Source organism: Comamonas testosteroni (genome assembly GCF_030505195.1).
Classification (GTDB): domain Bacteria; phylum Pseudomonadota; class Gammaproteobacteria; order Burkholderiales; family Burkholderiaceae_C; genus Comamonas; species Comamonas testosteroni_G.
In genome coordinates, this window is record NZ_CP129672.1 from 1,757,934 (window position 1) to 1,772,569 (window position 14,636).

Below are 14,636 nucleotides of genomic sequence, written 5' to 3' on the forward strand. Positions count from 1 at the left end.
CCATGAAAGTCGCACCTGAGCGCTCACCATTCAGGCTGGGGCTGACGGGCGGCATCGGCAGCGGCAAAAGCACCGTTGCAGCCAGGCTGCAGGCATGCGGCGCAACGCTGATTGATGCCGACCATATCTCACGCAGCCTGACGGCAAGCGGCGGCATCGCCCTGCCCCTTATCGCTCAGGCTTTTGGCGCCGACCTGATCGACGCGCAGGGCGCCCTCAACCGCGCCCGCATGCGCGAGCTGGTCTTCGCCGATCCGTCCGCGCGGCAGCGCCTGGAAGCCATACTCCACCCCCTGATCGCCGAGCAGACCCGGCAGCAGCATGAAGCAGCCGTGGCGGCCGGCAGCCAACTCATCGTGCACGACATTCCGCTGCTGGTCGAGTCCGGCCACTGGCGAACACGCCTGGATGGCGTGCTGGTCGTGGACTGCCGAGAGAGCACGCAGACAGAGCGCGTCATGGCGCGCAGCGCTCTCACACACGAGGCCGTGCAGGCCATCATCGACGCCCAGGCCACGCGTGCCCAGCGTCTGGCCACGGCCGACTGGGTCATCTATAACGATGACGGGGTCACAATCGAAACTCTCCACGCATATACCGATCAAATCGCTGCATGGTTCGGGCTATGATGCAGGCCATGGCTTGGCCTGTGCGTGTGATCGCCGCATGTGCACGTTGACCGCTGATTCCTGTGCGCCCCGAGGAGCCCAGCAAACGTGATCCTGTACGAATATCCTTTTAACGAGCGTCTGAGAACTTATCTGCGCCTTGAGCAGCTGTATCGCCGTCTGCGCGAGCTGCTGACCCGCGCGCATTCGGTCGATCATCATTTCGCCCTGATCACCATCTTCGAGATCATGGACGTGGCCTCGCGCAGCGATCTGCGGGCCGACGTCATCAAGGATCTGGAGCGCCAGAAGCACCTGCTGGACGTGTTGCGCGACAACCCCGATATTTCCCAGCACATGCTGCACCAGGTGGCGCGCCAGGTGGAGAGCTGCTTTGCCACCATCAATGCACAGACCGGCAAGACCGGCCAGGCGCTGACCGAAAACGAATGGCTGATGTCCATCCGCAGCCGTGTGGGCATACCCGGCGGCACCTGCAGCTTTGACCTGCCGGCCTATCACGCCTGGCAGAACCTCGATCCGCGCTACCGCCAGCGCGACCTCGAAGACTGGGCCAGCGAGCTGACCCCCCTGGGTCAGGCGCTTGAGCTGATCCTGCAGCTGCTGCGCGAAACCGGCATCCCCCAGCGCGTGGTGGCCGAGCAAGGCGTGTTCCAGCAGGCCATGCCGGCCGGCCGCAGCTTCCAGCTGCTGCGCCTGCGCATAGATCCCCATCTGAATCTGGTGCCCGAGATCAGCGGCAACCGCCTGCTGGTATCGGTGCGCCTGCTCAGGCTGGCCAATGGCAGCAAGCCTCAGCCCAGCAATGACGACGCCTCTTTCGAGCTGACGCTCTGCGCATAAGTCACCGGCAGTCTTCTCGCCCCGATTGAGCCGCAAATTGCGGCTCAATGGCTTTCAGGGTCAGCCACCCGTGTTTTCCAGCTGTGATACATCTACGCCATGAGCACTGACAAGCAATCCCCCACCATGGTGAAATGCCCGACCTGCGGCGGCCCCAGCGTTTTTTTGCCCAGCAACAAATTCCGCCCCTTCTGCAGCGAGCGTTGCCGCAATATCGACCTGGGCGCCTGGGGCAATGAAGAGTTCCGCGTTCCGGCTCAGACGCCCCCCGAAGATGCACCGTTTGGCGATCCACGCACGGAAAACTAAGCGCATACCGCTTCAATCCACGGGCTGCTGCGCCTCGTAATGGCTTTGATCAAAGACCAGTCCACGCTCCTCGCTCAGCCATTGCAGCACGGGATAGGCGCCCGGCAGGACCGGGTGCACATCGAGCGGCAACTGCTGCCAGGCCATCTGCTGGCCCTCGCGCATCTCGAACTCGCCCGTCCATTGCGTCACCTTGCACCAGTGCAGACGCACCAGCGCATGCGGGTAGTCATGCTCGGTCACCTTCCAGGCATGGGCCTGGCCAATGGTCACGCCCAGCTCTTCGATCAGCTCGCGGCGCAAGGCCTCTTCCACGCTCTCGCCAGCCTCCAGCTTGCCGCCAGGAAACTCCCAGTAGCCGGCATAAGGCTTGCCTGCAGGGCGGCTTGAAATCAGCAGCGCCCCATCGGATTCGCGCAGCAGCACGCCCACGGCCACTTCCGTGTGCTTGCGCTGCGCCTGTGTTTCAGCAGTCACTTCCACAACACTCTTTCTTCATTCCAGGTCTGCTTCTTCAGCCAGACCATCCACATCTTCAATGCGCTTCTTGACCGTCACGGGGCGCTCGTTGCGGCCCGCGTAGTCGCGCGCGAACTGGTGGGCCACACGGCCGCTTCGTGAGCCGCGCTCCAGCGCCCAGACCAGGGCTTCGGGCCTGGCCGCCTCGATGGTGGCCAGGTCCATGCCCAGCGCTGACAGCCACTGCGCCACCACGCGCAGATACTCGTCCTGACTGAAGGGGTAGAAGCTCACCCAGAGACCGAAGCGCTCGGACAGGGAGATTTTCTCTTCCACTACCTCGCCCGGGTGGATCTCGCCGTTCTCGCTTTTTTGCTGCGCCAGGTTGTCCGTCATGTACTCGGGCAGCAGATGGCGGCGATTGCTGGTGGCATAGACCAGCACATTGGGCGTGGCAGCGGAAACCGAGCCATCCAGCATGGATTTCATGGCCTTGTAGCCGGGCTCGCCCTCTTCAAAGCTCAGATCATCGCAATAGATGATGAATTTCTCGCTCCGGCCCGCAACCACGTCGACGATGTCGGGCAGATCGGTCAGATCGACCTTGTCCACCTCAATCAGACGCAGCCCCTGGGGTGCATAGCTGTGCAGGCAGGCGCGGATCAGCGAGGACTTGCCCGTGCCACGCGCGCCTGTCAGCAGCACGTTGTTCGCCGTGCGACCGCTGACGAACTGCTCGGTATTGCGGGCAATCTTTTCCTTTTGCACATCGATGTTCTGCAGATCGGACAACTGCATGGCACCCACATGGCGCACCGGCTCCAGCACGCCGCAGCCGTTGGCTCGCTTGCGGTAGCGCCAGGCAATCGCCGCACCCCAGTCGGTGGGCGCCTGCAGGGGCTGGGGCAGCACGGACTCGATGCGCTGCATCAATTGCTCGGCACGCTCGACCAGGCGCTCCAAAGGGTTCATCACATCTTGCACGACCAAATCTCCATATTTTTTATAGCTTCTTGCGCTTGATGGATATTGATTTCAGCTTGAAAAGCAATCAAAACTCAATATAGACAAGCGCAAACAGCTCCTGAAATTGAAGCACCCAAATAGGGGCGCTCACCAGCAAGGGACAGCGAGCAAGCGCCGCCGCGCAGCGAGGCTGTCGTTCCCCTCCCCTAGCGCGCAGCGCGTAGAGAGAGGGGGAAGCGGCGGGGCCACCCAGGCGCCGCCGCTCAGGGGGTGCTCAATTACGACCGGTAATCCGCATTGATGGTCACATATTCGTGACTCAGATCGCAGGTCCACACCGTCTGCTCGGCATCGCCACGACCCAGCACCACGCGCACCACGATCTCCTGCTGCTTCATCACGCGCTGACCGTCTTCTTCCTTGTAGGAAGGGTTGCGTCCGCCGTCGACCACCACATGCACATCGTCCAGGTACAGATCGATCTTGGTCTGATCCAGATCGGCAATGCCGGCATAGCCCACAGCGGCCAGGATGCGGCCCAGGTTGGGGTCCGAAGCAAAAAAGGCCGTCTTGACCAGGGGCGAGTGGGCAATGGAGTAAGCGACCAGGCGACACTCATCCTCATTCTTGCCGCCCTCGACCTTGACGCTAATGAACTTGGTGGCGCCTTCGCCATCGCGAACAATGGCCTGCGCGAGCTTTTGCGCCACTTCCAGCAATGCAGCCTTGAGCTGCTCGCCCTCGGCGCTGGAGAGCGCCGTGATCTGGGCGTTGCCTGCCTTGTGGGTGGCGATCAGCACGAACGAGTCATTGGTGGAGGTGTCGCCATCAATAGTCACGCGGTTGAAGGAGCCGTCTGCGAGCTCCTTGACCAAGGGCTGCAGCAGCTCGGGGGCAATCGCTGCATCGGTAGCCAGAAAGCCCAGCATGGTCGCCATATTGGGGCGGATCATGCCCGCCCCCTTGCTGATGCCGGTGATGGAGACCGTCTTGCCGCCAATGCTGACGCTGCGGCTGAAAGCCTTGGGCAAGGTGTCGGTGGTCATGATGCCCTCGGCAGCCGTGGCCCAGTTATCCGCCTTGGCGGCAGCGATGGCCTTGGGCATACCCGCCACGATGCGGTCCACGGGCAGCTCTTCCATGATCACGCCGGTGGAGAAAGGCAGGATCTGGCCCGCGCTCAGGTCCAGCTCCTTGGCCAGAGCCGCGCAGGTGGCACGGGCATTGGCCAGACCGGCTGCGCCGGTGCCGGCATTGGCATTGCCGGTGTTGATGACCATGGCGCGGATGCCGGTGCCGGCCGCCAGATGATCGCGGCAGATCTGCACGGGAGCGGCGCAGAAACGGTTCTGGGTGAACACGCCGGCCACCGAGGCGCCTTCGTCGAGCAGGAACACCGTCAGGTCCTTGCGATTGGCCTTGCGCACGCCGGCTTCGGTAACACCAATGCGAACGCCATTGATCGCCAGCAGATCAGCGGCGACGGGAGCGGAAAGATTCACGGACATTTCTGTATGTTCCTAGAAAAGTAGAAGACACCCCCTGAGCCGCTGCGCGGCTTCCCCCTCTCTCGCCTGGCGGGAGGGGGACGACATCCTCGCTGCGGGGCGGCCCTTGCTCGATGTCTCTCGCCTGGAGCACGCCACTGATTCACAGTCCGCGGGGCAAGTTCGGACTGCAAGCAAAACGTTACCCATTATCGGAACAAACGGAGGCCTGATCGGACTTGCCGGATTTTGTTGCGCAAAAAGCTGCACCCCAATGCAAACACGGGCCGCAGCCCGTGTTGTTCGATAACGCATGCTCCAAGCCAGAGACGGCCAGCAAGGGACGCCCCACAGCAATGAGTCCCCTTCAGGGGGAAGGCGCAGAGCGCCTCAGGGGGTCAGGACAGCTTGCCGTGGCAAAGCTTGAACTTCTTGCCGCTGCCGCAAGGGCAAGGGTCGTTGCGGCCCACATGCACGCCCTCGGGCATGGCCAGTGGCTCGGCCAGCATCACATCGTCTTCTATGCTCATGCCTTCGGTTTCCGAGGGCGAGGCATAGCTCATGTGCTCCAGACTCTGCGCGCCGCGCTCGTTCATGGCAACGGCGGCTTCGTCCATCTCTTCGCGAGAGCGGACCTGCACCGTCATCAGCACGCGGGTGACTTCGGTCTTGACCTGATCGATCAGCTGGCGGAACAGCTCGAAAGCCTCGCGCTTGTATTCCTGCTTGGGCTGCTTCTGGGCATAGCCGCGCAGGTGAATGCCCTGGCGCAGATAGTCCAGCGCAGCCAGGTGGTCGCGCCAGTTGGTGTCGAAGCTCTGCAGCAGCACGGCACGCTGGAATTGCGTGAAGTTCTCCTGACCGATCAAGGCCACCTTGGCGTCGAACAGATCGTGGGCTGCCTTGACGACCTTCTCCAGAATGTCTTCGTCGGTGATGGATTCCGAACCCGCCACGTCCTGCTGCAAGGCAAGATCGATCTGCCATTCGCTGGCCAGCGCCTTCTCCAGGCCGGGCACATCCCACTGCTCTTCCATGGAATCGGCCGGCACATACTGGCGCACCAGATCGGTGATCACGTCCTCGCGCATGGCGGCCAGCATGCCGCCCAGATCGGTCGAATCCAGAATGTCGTTGCGCTGCTGGTAGATCACCTTGCGCTGGTCGTTGGCCACGTCGTCGTATTCGAGCAACTGCTTGCGCATGTCGAAGTTGCGTGCTTCGACCTTGCGCTGCGCCGACTCGATGGAGCGGGTCACGATGCCTGCCTCGATGGCTTCGCCTTCGGGCATCTTCAGGCGATCCATGATGGCCTTGACGCGGTCGCCCGCGAAGATGCGCATCAGCTGGTCGTCCAGACTCAGATAGAAGCGCGAGGAACCGGGGTCGCCCTGGCGGCCCGAGCGGCCACGCAGCTGGTTGTCGATACGGCGCGACTCATGACGCTCGGTGGCGATGATGCGCAGACCGCCCAGCGCCACGATCTTGTCGTGGGCCACCTGCCAGTCGGCACGCAGCTGCTCGATCTGCTGCTGGCGCTCGGCCTCGCTCAGCGCCTCGTTGCTCTCGATGGCCTTGAGCTGCTTGTCGATATTGCCGCCCAGCACGATGTCGGTACCACGACCGGCCATATTGGTGGCGATGGTGATCATGCCTTCGCTGCCCGCCTGGGCAATGATGTCGGCCTCGCGCTCATGCTGCTTGGCGTTGAGCACCTGATGAGGCAGCTTTTCGCGCGTCAGCAACTGGTCGATGATTTCGGAGTTCTCGATCGAGGTCGTGCCGACCAGCACGGGCTGGCCGCGCTCGTAGCACTCGCGGATGTCCTTGATCGCCGCGTCGTACTTTTCCTTGGTGGTCTTGTAGACGCGATCGAGCTGGTCCTGGCGCTTGCTGGGCTTGTTGGGCGGCACCACCACGGTTTCCAGGCCATAGATTTCCTGGAATTCGTAGGCTTCGGTATCGGCAGTACCGGTCATGCCCGACAGCTTCTTGTACAGACGGAAGTAGTTCTGGAAGGTGATCGAGGCCATGGTCTGGTTCTCGGCCTGGATGGCCACACCTTCCTTGGCTTCCACGGCCTGGTGCAGGCCATCGCTCCAGCGACGGCCTGCCATCAGACGGCCGGTGAACTCGTCCACGATCACGATTTCGTCGTTCTGCACCACATAGTGCTGATCGCGGAAGTACAACTGGTTGGCACGCAGCGCGGCGTACAGATGATGCACCAGAGAGATATTGGAGGGGTCGTACAGGGACGAGCCTTCGGTGATCAGGCCGGCATGGGCCAGCAGGCGCTCGGCCGCTTCATAGCCCTGGTCGGTCAGGTAGACCTGATGGGATTTCTCGTCGACCGTGAAGTCGCCGGGCTTGGTCACGCCTTCACCCGTGCGGGGATCGGCTTCGCCCTCCTGGCGCACCAGATTAGGCACGATCTGGTTCATGGCCACGTACATGGCCGTGTGATCTTCGGCCGGGCCGGAGATAATCAGCGGAGTACGCGCCTCGTCGATCAGGATGGAGTCCACCTCGTCGACGATGGCGTAGTTCAGCACGCGCTGCACGCGGTCGCCGGGCTCGTACACCATGTTGTCACGCAGGTAGTCGAAGCCGTATTCGTTGTTCGTGCCGTAGGTGATGTCGGAGTTGTATGCCTGCTGCTTTTGCTCTCGCGACAGATTGGGCAGGTTGATGCCCACCGACAGGCCAAGGAAGTTGTAGAGGCGAGCCATGGTCATCGCATCGCGGTTGGCCAGGTAATCGTTGACGGTCACGACATGCACGCCCTCGCCCGACAGGGCATTGAGGTACACGGGCAGCGTCGCAGTCAGCGTCTTGCCTTCTCCGGTGCGCATTTCGGCAATCTTGCCGTCATGCAGCGCCATGGCGCCCAGCATCTGTACATCGAAGTGACGCATCTTCATGACGCGCTTGGAGCCTTCACGCACTACGGCAAAGGCTTCGGGCAACAACTCGTCCAGCGCCTCGCCCTTGGCAACGCGCTCCTTGAACTCCTGCGTCTTGGCGCGCAATGCCTCATCGCTGAGCTTTTCGTACTCAGGCTCCATCGCATTGATGCGAGCGACTGTTTTACGGTATTGCTTGAGCAACCGGTCATTACGGCTGCCGAACAGTTTGGTGAGGAAATTGGTGGCCATGCGTGCGAAGGCACATTGCTTTTTTGCCTGTTGCGCAAAGCAATGTGTCCAGAATCCCTTGATTGTTGGTCTTCAGATAGGGCCGTCCCTGCGGCAGTCAAGAGCCACACCCGAAATGGGTGAAAAAACCTCCTGACGCACCCCAAACAGGGACAGGACCAAAAAATGATTCTAACCGCGCAAGCCTGCCTTGGCTTTTCGCTACTCCAGAGCACGTATGGGATTGCACTGCACGCGCAAATAGCCAGCACTGCGATAGCCGGCACTGCGGCATCCATTCTCGACTGAGCTAAGCTTGGGCTTGCCCTAGCCCAACTGTTTGCCGCTCGCATGACCATTGTTCGCCGCCATCACGCCGTCACTGCCATCAATGCCATGGAGTCTTCTCCCACATTGGCGCGCCTGGCAGCACTGACTCAGGACTCCAGCAACCGACTCAAAGCCGTTTTGCCCCTGGTTCCACCCATGCTGCGCGCCAGCTTGCAGGCCGGCCCCATCGATGAAGACGGCTGGTGCCTGATCGTGAAAAACAACGCAGCGGCAGCCAAAGTGCGCCAACTGCTGCCAGCCATGGCGGCTCATCTGCGCACCAAAGGATGGGCCGTCACCAGCATCCGCATCAAAGTTCAGGCCCGATAAGGCTTTTTAGGCACTGAAAAACAAAAAAGGTCTCCTAAGAGACCTATTTGTTTGGTGCCGGTTGTCGGATTCGAACTGACGACCTACCGCTTACAAGGCGGGTGCTCTACCAACTGAGCTAAACCGGCGAAGACTGAATTCTAACGTAGAAATTCAGCCCCAAAAGAAGAATCCTGAAATTTCCCGATCTACCGGCAAAAACACTGGCCGGACTACTTCACACGCTTGAGCGCCGGACGGCCGCCTGCGGGCGGTGGAGTACGAGGAGCATCATCTTCGCCGGAAGCTTCTGCTTCCACCTTGACGGGAACCAGTTGCACCACCCGCTCGGCCGAGGACGCCTCATCCGACTCCATGCCGGGCTCGACCTCCTCCATCGACGGCTCATCGCCATCCTCGGGGACTTCGTCCTCCTCGGGCGGGAAGGCCATGCCCTGGCCGGTCTCGCGTGCATAGATGGCCAGGACGTTCGCCACAGGCACCATGATTTGCCGGGGCTGGCCGCCAAAGCGTGCATTGAATTCAACATATTCATTGCCGATCAGCAGGCCGCTGGTCGCGTCATAGCTGATGTTGAGCACGATCTGGCCATCACGCACAAATTCCATGGGCACCTGGGTGCTGCGATCCACACGCACGGCGATATGCGGCGTCAAACCATTGTCGGTACACCATTCAAACAGAGCCCGCAGCAGATACGGACGGGTTGAAGTCGTTTCAGGGGCTGTCATCTCATTTCCTGACGAATCAAATCCAGAAGATTGCAAAGACAAAAAAGCGGGCAGATGAAGGAAATCCCTTCAGCATGCCCGCTCTGCGCTCATGTGCAATTACTTGCGCATGACCTTTTCCGAAGGCGTCAGCGCTTCAATGTAAGCCGGACGCGAGAAGATGCGCTCGGCATACTTGAGCAAAGGAGCGGCATTCTTGGACAGCTCGATGCCGTAGTAGTCCAGGCGCCACAGCAGCGGAGCAATGGCCACATCCAGCATGGAGAAGTTCTCGCCCATGATGTACTTGTTCTTCAGGAAGATGGGCGCCATCTGGGTCAGGCGGTCACGGATATGGGCACGGGCCTTCTCCAGAGCCTTTTCATTGCCCTTGACGTTGCGCTCTTCCAGAGCGCTCACGTGCACGAACAGTTCCTTTTCGAAGTTCAGCAGGAACAGGCGCACACGAGCACGGTCCACCGGGTCGCCAGGCATCAGCTGGGGATGGGGAAAGCGCTCATCGATGTACTCGTTGATGATGTTGGACTCGTACAGAATCAGGTCGCGCTCGACCAGGATTGGCACTTGACCATAGGGGTTCATCACGGCGATTTCTTCGGGCTTGCTGAACAAGTCCACATCGCGGATCTCGAAATCCATGCCTTTTTCAAACAGCACAAAGCGGCAGCGGTGTGAGAAGGGGCAAGTCGTTCCCGAATAAAGCACCATCATGGTGGAGACTCCTAAAAATCAAAAAGAGTGGGTTGCCCACGGCACCCCACTCTGCACTAACACGGTTTGGCTGCAGATAACTTCTGCACGGCGGCAACGCTTATTTCACGTCTTTCCAGAACGCGGCATTCAGGCGCCAAGCGATAAAGATGAAGAAGGCCAGGAAAATCAACACACCCACCCCGATACGGGTTCGGGTGTTCTGAGCCGGCTCCCCCATCCATTGCAGGTAATTCACCAGATCGCCAACTGCCTGATCGTACTGCACTGCGCTCATCTTGCCAGGAGACACCTGCTCCCAACCCTTGAACACCTGGGTCTTAGTTCCATGGTCGTCATGCTCTTCGAAGATGGCGCGACGCTCGCCCTGCAGCTCCCACAGCGCATGCGGCATGCCTACGCTGGGAAAGGCGAGATTATTCCAGCCCGTGGCCTTGGTGTCATCCCTGTAGAAAGTACGCAAGAAGGTATACAGGTAATCAGCTCCCGATCCGCCCGAGCCGGCGCGCGAGCGCGCGATCACGGTCAAGTCGGGAGGGTTGGCACCGAACCACTCCTTGGCTTCCTTCGGATTGATGGCTGCCTTCATGGTCTCGCCCACCTTGTCGGTGGTGAACAACAGATTGTCCTTGATGTCCTGATCGGTCAGACCAATGTCCTTCAGGCGGTTGAAACGCATGAAGGCAGCGGAGTGGCAGCTCAGGCAGTAGTTGACAAAGATCTTGGCACCGTTTTGCAGGGATGCCGTGTCGCTGGTGTTGACCGGCGCCTTGTCCCAGTGGATGCCGCCTTCGGAGGCTTGCGCGGCACCGGCAATACCCAGGGCCGCAACCAGGGTCAGAATCAGTTTCTTCATTCTTGTTCTCTCCTGCTTCAGTGAGGCTTGAAGGTCACACGCTCGGGCACGGGCTTGGTCTCGCCCAAGCGACTCCACCAGGGCATGAGCAGGAAGAAGCCGAAGTAGAACAGCGTACCAACCTGAGACACCTTCTCGCCAATCGGCGACGGAGGCTGCACCCCCAGATAGGCCAGGACGACGAAGTTCACCACAAACACTGCATACACATATTTGTGCCAGCTGGGACGATAGCGGATCGACTTGACCGGGCTGCAATCGAGCCATGGCAAGGCAAACAGGATGATGACCGCACCACCCATGACCACCACACCCCAGAACTTGGCGTCGATGGACAGCATCATGGCGATGGCACCCAGCGCCACGATGGCCACGGCACCCTTGGCAAAACCGGGCAGGCGCGACTTCAGAATGCCGTAGCCGGCACCCAGCACCACGCAGGCAATCAGCACATACATCATCTCGCCGGTGATGGCTCGCAGCATCGAATAGAAGGGCGTGAAGTACCAGACGGGGGCAATGTGATTGGGCGTCTTGAGCGGATCGGCGGGGATGAAGTTGTTGTACTCCAGGAAGTAGCCGCCGAACTCGGGCGCAAAGAACACCACCGCCGAGAACAGGAACAGGAACACGGTCACACCAAAGATGTCGTGCACGGTGTAGTAGGGATGGAAGGGTATGCCGTCCAGCGGATTGCCCTTGGCATCCTTGGGCGCGTTGGGGCCCTTGATTTCAATGCCATCGGGGTTGTTGGAACCCACATCGTGCAGCGCCAGCAAATGCGCCACGACCAGACCCAGCAGCACCAGGGGCACGGCGATCACGTGGAAGCTGAAGAAGCGGTTCAGCGTCGCATCGCCCACCACATAATCGCCGCGGATCAGCAAGGCCAGATCGGGACCGACAAAGGGGATGGCGGAGAACAGGTTCACGATCACCTGCGCGCCCCAGTATGACATCTGGCCCCAGGGCAGCAGATAGCCCATAAAGGCTTCGGCCATCAGCACCAGGAAGATGGCGCAACCGAAGATCCAGACCAGTTCACGCGGTTTGCGGTAAGAACCGTACAGAAGACCGCGGAACATATGCAGATAGACCACCACAAAGAACGCCGAGGCGCCCGTGGAGTGCATGTAGCGGATCAGCCAGCCCCAGGGCACATCACGCATGATGTATTCCACGGAAGCAAACGCCTTTTCGGCGTCGGGCTTGTAGTGCATCACCAGGAAGATGCCGGTGACGATCTGGATCACCAGCACCAGCAGCGCCAGCGAGCCAAAGATGTACCAGAAGTTGAAGTTCTTGGGAGCGTAGTACTCCGACATATGGACGCGGTATGCATCGAATGCCGTCGGAAACCGGTTCTCCAGCCAGTTCATGGCCTTCGCTCCGGTCGTGGAGTTCGGGTCGATTTGCTTGAATTCGTGGGCCATTGTTCTTGTCTCCCTCAGGCTGCCTTGGTGTCTTCACCAATCAGCAGCTTGGTGTCGGACAGATACATATGTGGCGGCACCTGCAGGTTGTCCGGCGCTGGCTTGTTCTTGAACACCCGGCCGGCCATGTCAAAGGTGGAGCCATGGCATGGGCACAGGAAACCGCCCTTCCAGTCTGCAGGCAGCGAAGGCTGAGGCCCGGCAACGAACTTGTCCGAGGGAGAGCAGCCCAGGTGGGTACAGATGCCCACGACCACCAGGATTTCAGGCTTGATGGAGCGCGCTTCATTTTGCGCGTAAGGAGGCGTGAACTCTTCGGGATGACGCGCCGAGGTCGGGTCCGCCAGTTCGCCATCGAGGCCAGGCAAGTCCTTGAGCTGCTCGGGTGTGCGCTTGATGATCCACACCGGCTTGCCACGCCACTCGACGGTGAGCTTCTCACCATCCTTGAGATTGGAGATATCCACCTCTACCGCAGCACCTGCTGCTTTGGCTTTTTCAGAAGGCTGGAAGGAGCTCACAAAAGGGACGGCCGTTGCCACACCGCCCACGGCACCAGCACATGCTGACGTGATGATCCACGTGCGCTTGCTGGAGTCGACTGGAGAGTCACTCATGGATTTCCTCGAAGTACATCGCTTGATTTGGGGTCAACTGCAAATTCTAGCGGTGGGGTTATGGTTATTCCAGCCCCAGTCCGACGTTGACAACCGCCAAAGTCACGCAATACTGCGCTATCTCAAACTCTTAGTGACTGGAACTGCTTATGGGCATGATGCAAGAATTCCGTGAGTTCGCAATCAAGGGAAACGTCATGGATCTGGCCGTGGGCGTGATCATCGGCGGTGCGTTCGGGAAAATCGTTGATTCCGTGGTCAACGACCTCATCATGCCGTTGGTGGGTCTGCTCTTTGGCAAGCTGGATTTCTCCAACCTGTTCGTCGTTCTGGGCACCATGCCCGAAGGAGTTCCTCGTACTCTGGATGCACTGAAAAAAGCCGGAATTCCTGTATTTGCCTACGGCAACTTCATCACGGTTGCAGTGAATTTCGTGATTCTGGCCTTCATCATTTTCATGATGGTCAAGCAGATCAACCGCCTCAAGCGCGAGGCACCTGCGGCACCGGAGCAAGCACCCGCTACCCCTGAAGATATTCAGCTGCTGCGCGAGATCCGCGACAGCCTCAATCGCAAGGCCTGAGATCCTTCCAATCCGATGACTGAAAGCCTGCCGTCACCGGCAGGCTTTTTTCATGGGTGCACATGCCGTGCATACCTGCGGGCGGCCACCGCTCGATCTGCCGCTCGATCCGCCGCTGAAGACCCGTCAAATAGCCAGACTGCGGGCCATGTGCACGGCTTCGAGCAGGCTGGCCTCGTCGGCCACGCCCAGGCCGGCAATGTCAAAGGCCGTGCCATGGTCGGGACTGGTGCGCACCAGCGGCAAACCCAGGGTCACGTTGACGCCTTTTTCCACACCCAAATATTTGACTGGGATCAACCCTTGGTCGTGGTACATCGCCAACACCACATCGAATTCACCCGGGTGAGCTGGCGTATTTCGCGCCCGCATGAAGACCGTGTCTGGCGCAAACGGCCCCTGCACATCCATGCCTTCGGCCTGCGCTGCCGCGATCGCCGGGGCAATGATCTCGATCTCCTCACGACCGAAGATGCCGCCCTCGCCCGCATGTGGATTGAGTCCGGCCACGGCAATGCGAGGCGCACGCCCCAGGCTCCTGCTCAGCGCCTGATGCGTGATGCGCAAGGTCTGCAGGATCTGCGGCCCGGTCACGGCCTCGATGGCCTCGCGCAGCGAGACATGGATGCTGACCAGCACGGTGCGCAACTCGTCGTTCGCCAGCATCATGCGCACCGGCATCTGCTCAAGCGAAACGCCCGCATGGGCGGCCGCCTCCGCCTGAAGGAGTTCCGTATGCCCGGGGAAAGTCACGCCTGCCAGATGCAGCGCCTCCTTATGCAAGGGAGCCGTGACCAGGGCGGCAATCTCGCCACGCAAAGCCGCTTGCGCGGCCCAGACCACGCATTGCGCAGCCGCCTGCCCGGCCGCTGCGCAAATCCGGCCATAGGGCTGAGGCCCCGCCAGCCCCGGCAAGTTCAGCAGCGCGACAGCACCTTGCGGAACAGACCAGGCTTCGCCCGGCTCATCGATCACCACCACGGGCTGGGCGATGGCCTGATCGCCGACGGCGGCACTGGCGGCCAGCGCTGTCGCCCGACGCAGGGTCTGCAACTCCCCAACCACAAAGCAGCCGCGCATGGCCTGCGGTGCAGCCCGAAAAGCCTTAGCGATGATTTCAGGCCCTATGCCTGCGCAGTCGCCCTGGGTGATAGCGATGGTTTGGGTTGAAGCGATGACGGACATAGGCATCCAAAGCGCCACAAGCTCCTCGG

Annotated in this window: 16 protein-coding genes and 1 tRNA gene; 6 read left to right on the plus strand and 11 right to left on the minus strand. The window is 60.5% G+C overall.

All coding sequences use genetic code 11. From position 1 onward, the window contains the following. Positions 1–2 precede the first annotated feature (2 nt). The 3 genes from coaE to QYQ99_RS08085 all read left to right on the plus strand — a co-directional run bounded on the left by coaE (position 3) and on the right by QYQ99_RS08085 (position 1,781). The gene (gene coaE / locus QYQ99_RS08075; protein WP_302092190.1) at positions 3–629 is read left to right on the plus strand and encodes a dephospho-CoA kinase; all 627 of its coding nucleotides are present in this window, start codon (positions 3–5) and stop codon (positions 627–629) included. Positions 630–716: 87 nt separating this feature from the next. Further along, on the plus strand, positions 717–1,472 hold the full coding sequence (zapD, locus tag QYQ99_RS08080; RefSeq protein WP_302092191.1) for a cell division protein ZapD: 756 nt from the start codon (positions 717–719) through the stop codon (positions 1,470–1,472). Between the two features lie 99 nt (positions 1,473–1,571). After that, positions 1,572–1,781: a DNA gyrase inhibitor YacG gene (locus QYQ99_RS08085; protein ID WP_034357520.1), complete on the plus strand. Its 210-nt coding sequence runs from the start codon at positions 1,572–1,574 to the stop codon at positions 1,779–1,781. 12 nt (positions 1,782–1,793) lie between these two features. Here the strand turns inward: QYQ99_RS08085 and QYQ99_RS08090 are convergent, their stop codons facing one another. The 4 genes from QYQ99_RS08090 to secA all read right to left on the minus strand — a co-directional run bounded on the left by QYQ99_RS08090 (position 1,794) and on the right by secA (position 7,851). Beyond that, entirely contained in the window at positions 1,794–2,264 is a 471-nt protein-coding gene (locus QYQ99_RS08090; protein WP_302092192.1) for an NUDIX domain-containing protein, read from the minus strand. 12 nt (positions 2,265–2,276) lie between these two features. After that, the gene (locus QYQ99_RS08095; RefSeq protein WP_302093136.1) at positions 2,277–3,212 is read right to left on the minus strand and encodes an ATP-binding protein; all 936 of its coding nucleotides are present in this window, start codon (positions 3,210–3,212) and stop codon (positions 2,277–2,279) included. Positions 3,213–3,484: 272 nt separating this feature from the next. Continuing rightward, positions 3,485–4,714 (minus strand): bifunctional glutamate N-acetyltransferase/amino-acid acetyltransferase ArgJ, encoded by a 1,230-nt coding sequence (gene argJ / locus QYQ99_RS08100; RefSeq protein WP_302092193.1) that lies wholly within the window; start codon positions 4,712–4,714, stop codon positions 3,485–3,487. A gap of 377 nt (positions 4,715–5,091) precedes the next feature. Further along, a complete protein-coding gene (secA, locus tag QYQ99_RS08105; RefSeq protein ID WP_302092194.1) occupies positions 5,092–7,851 on the minus strand; it encodes a preprotein translocase subunit SecA in 2,760 nt (919 codons plus the stop codon). A 330-nt stretch (positions 7,852–8,181) separates the two neighbouring features. On the opposite strand from secA, the gene QYQ99_RS08110 reads away from it, so the two are divergent. Next, positions 8,182–8,490 (plus strand): hypothetical protein, encoded by a 309-nt coding sequence (locus QYQ99_RS08110; protein WP_003074017.1) that lies wholly within the window; start codon positions 8,182–8,184, stop codon positions 8,488–8,490. A gap of 52 nt (positions 8,491–8,542) precedes the next feature. Here QYQ99_RS08110 and QYQ99_RS08115 read toward each other — a convergent pair. From QYQ99_RS08115 to petA, 6 genes are all read right to left on the minus strand, one after another. Next, positions 8,543–8,618: transfer RNA gene (locus QYQ99_RS08115), tRNA-Thr, on the minus strand. Between the two features lie 84 nt (positions 8,619–8,702). Next, positions 8,703–9,221, minus strand: coding sequence for a ClpXP protease specificity-enhancing factor (locus QYQ99_RS08120; RefSeq protein ID WP_302092195.1), 519 nt, complete (start codon positions 9,219–9,221; stop codon positions 8,703–8,705). Between the two features lie 99 nt (positions 9,222–9,320). Continuing rightward, positions 9,321–9,932 (minus strand): glutathione S-transferase N-terminal domain-containing protein, encoded by a 612-nt coding sequence (locus QYQ99_RS08125; protein WP_003058564.1) that lies wholly within the window; start codon positions 9,930–9,932, stop codon positions 9,321–9,323. A gap of 100 nt (positions 9,933–10,032) precedes the next feature. Beyond that, the gene (locus QYQ99_RS08130) at positions 10,033–10,788 is read right to left on the minus strand and encodes a cytochrome c1 (protein ID WP_003062174.1); all 756 of its coding nucleotides are present in this window, start codon (positions 10,786–10,788) and stop codon (positions 10,033–10,035) included. Positions 10,789–10,805: 17 nt separating this feature from the next. Further along, on the minus strand, positions 10,806–12,221 hold the full coding sequence (locus QYQ99_RS08135) for a cytochrome b (protein ID WP_302092196.1): 1,416 nt from the start codon (positions 12,219–12,221) through the stop codon (positions 10,806–10,808). A gap of 14 nt (positions 12,222–12,235) precedes the next feature. Continuing rightward, a complete protein-coding gene (petA, locus tag QYQ99_RS08140) occupies positions 12,236–12,838 on the minus strand; it encodes a ubiquinol-cytochrome c reductase iron-sulfur subunit (protein WP_302092197.1) in 603 nt (200 codons plus the stop codon). On the opposite strand from petA, the gene QYQ99_RS08145 reads away from it, so the two are divergent. Both QYQ99_RS08145 and mscL read left to right on the plus strand, forming a co-directional pair. After that, the gene (locus tag QYQ99_RS08145) at positions 12,837–13,013 is read left to right on the plus strand and encodes a hypothetical protein (RefSeq protein ID WP_167006308.1); all 177 of its coding nucleotides are present in this window, start codon (positions 12,837–12,839) and stop codon (positions 13,011–13,013) included. The genes petA and QYQ99_RS08145 overlap by 2 nt on opposite strands. Next, positions 12,988–13,422, plus strand: coding sequence for a large conductance mechanosensitive channel protein MscL (gene mscL, locus QYQ99_RS08150; protein ID WP_302092198.1), 435 nt, complete (start codon positions 12,988–12,990; stop codon positions 13,420–13,422). The genes QYQ99_RS08145 and mscL overlap by 26 nt, the downstream gene beginning before the upstream one ends. 126 nt (positions 13,423–13,548) lie before the next feature. On the opposite strand, the gene pdxA is transcribed toward mscL, so the two are convergent. Next, positions 13,549–14,607: a 4-hydroxythreonine-4-phosphate dehydrogenase PdxA gene (gene pdxA, locus QYQ99_RS08155; protein WP_302093137.1), complete on the minus strand. Its 1,059-nt coding sequence runs from the start codon at positions 14,605–14,607 to the stop codon at positions 13,549–13,551. Positions 14,608–14,636: the final 29 nt, after the last annotated feature.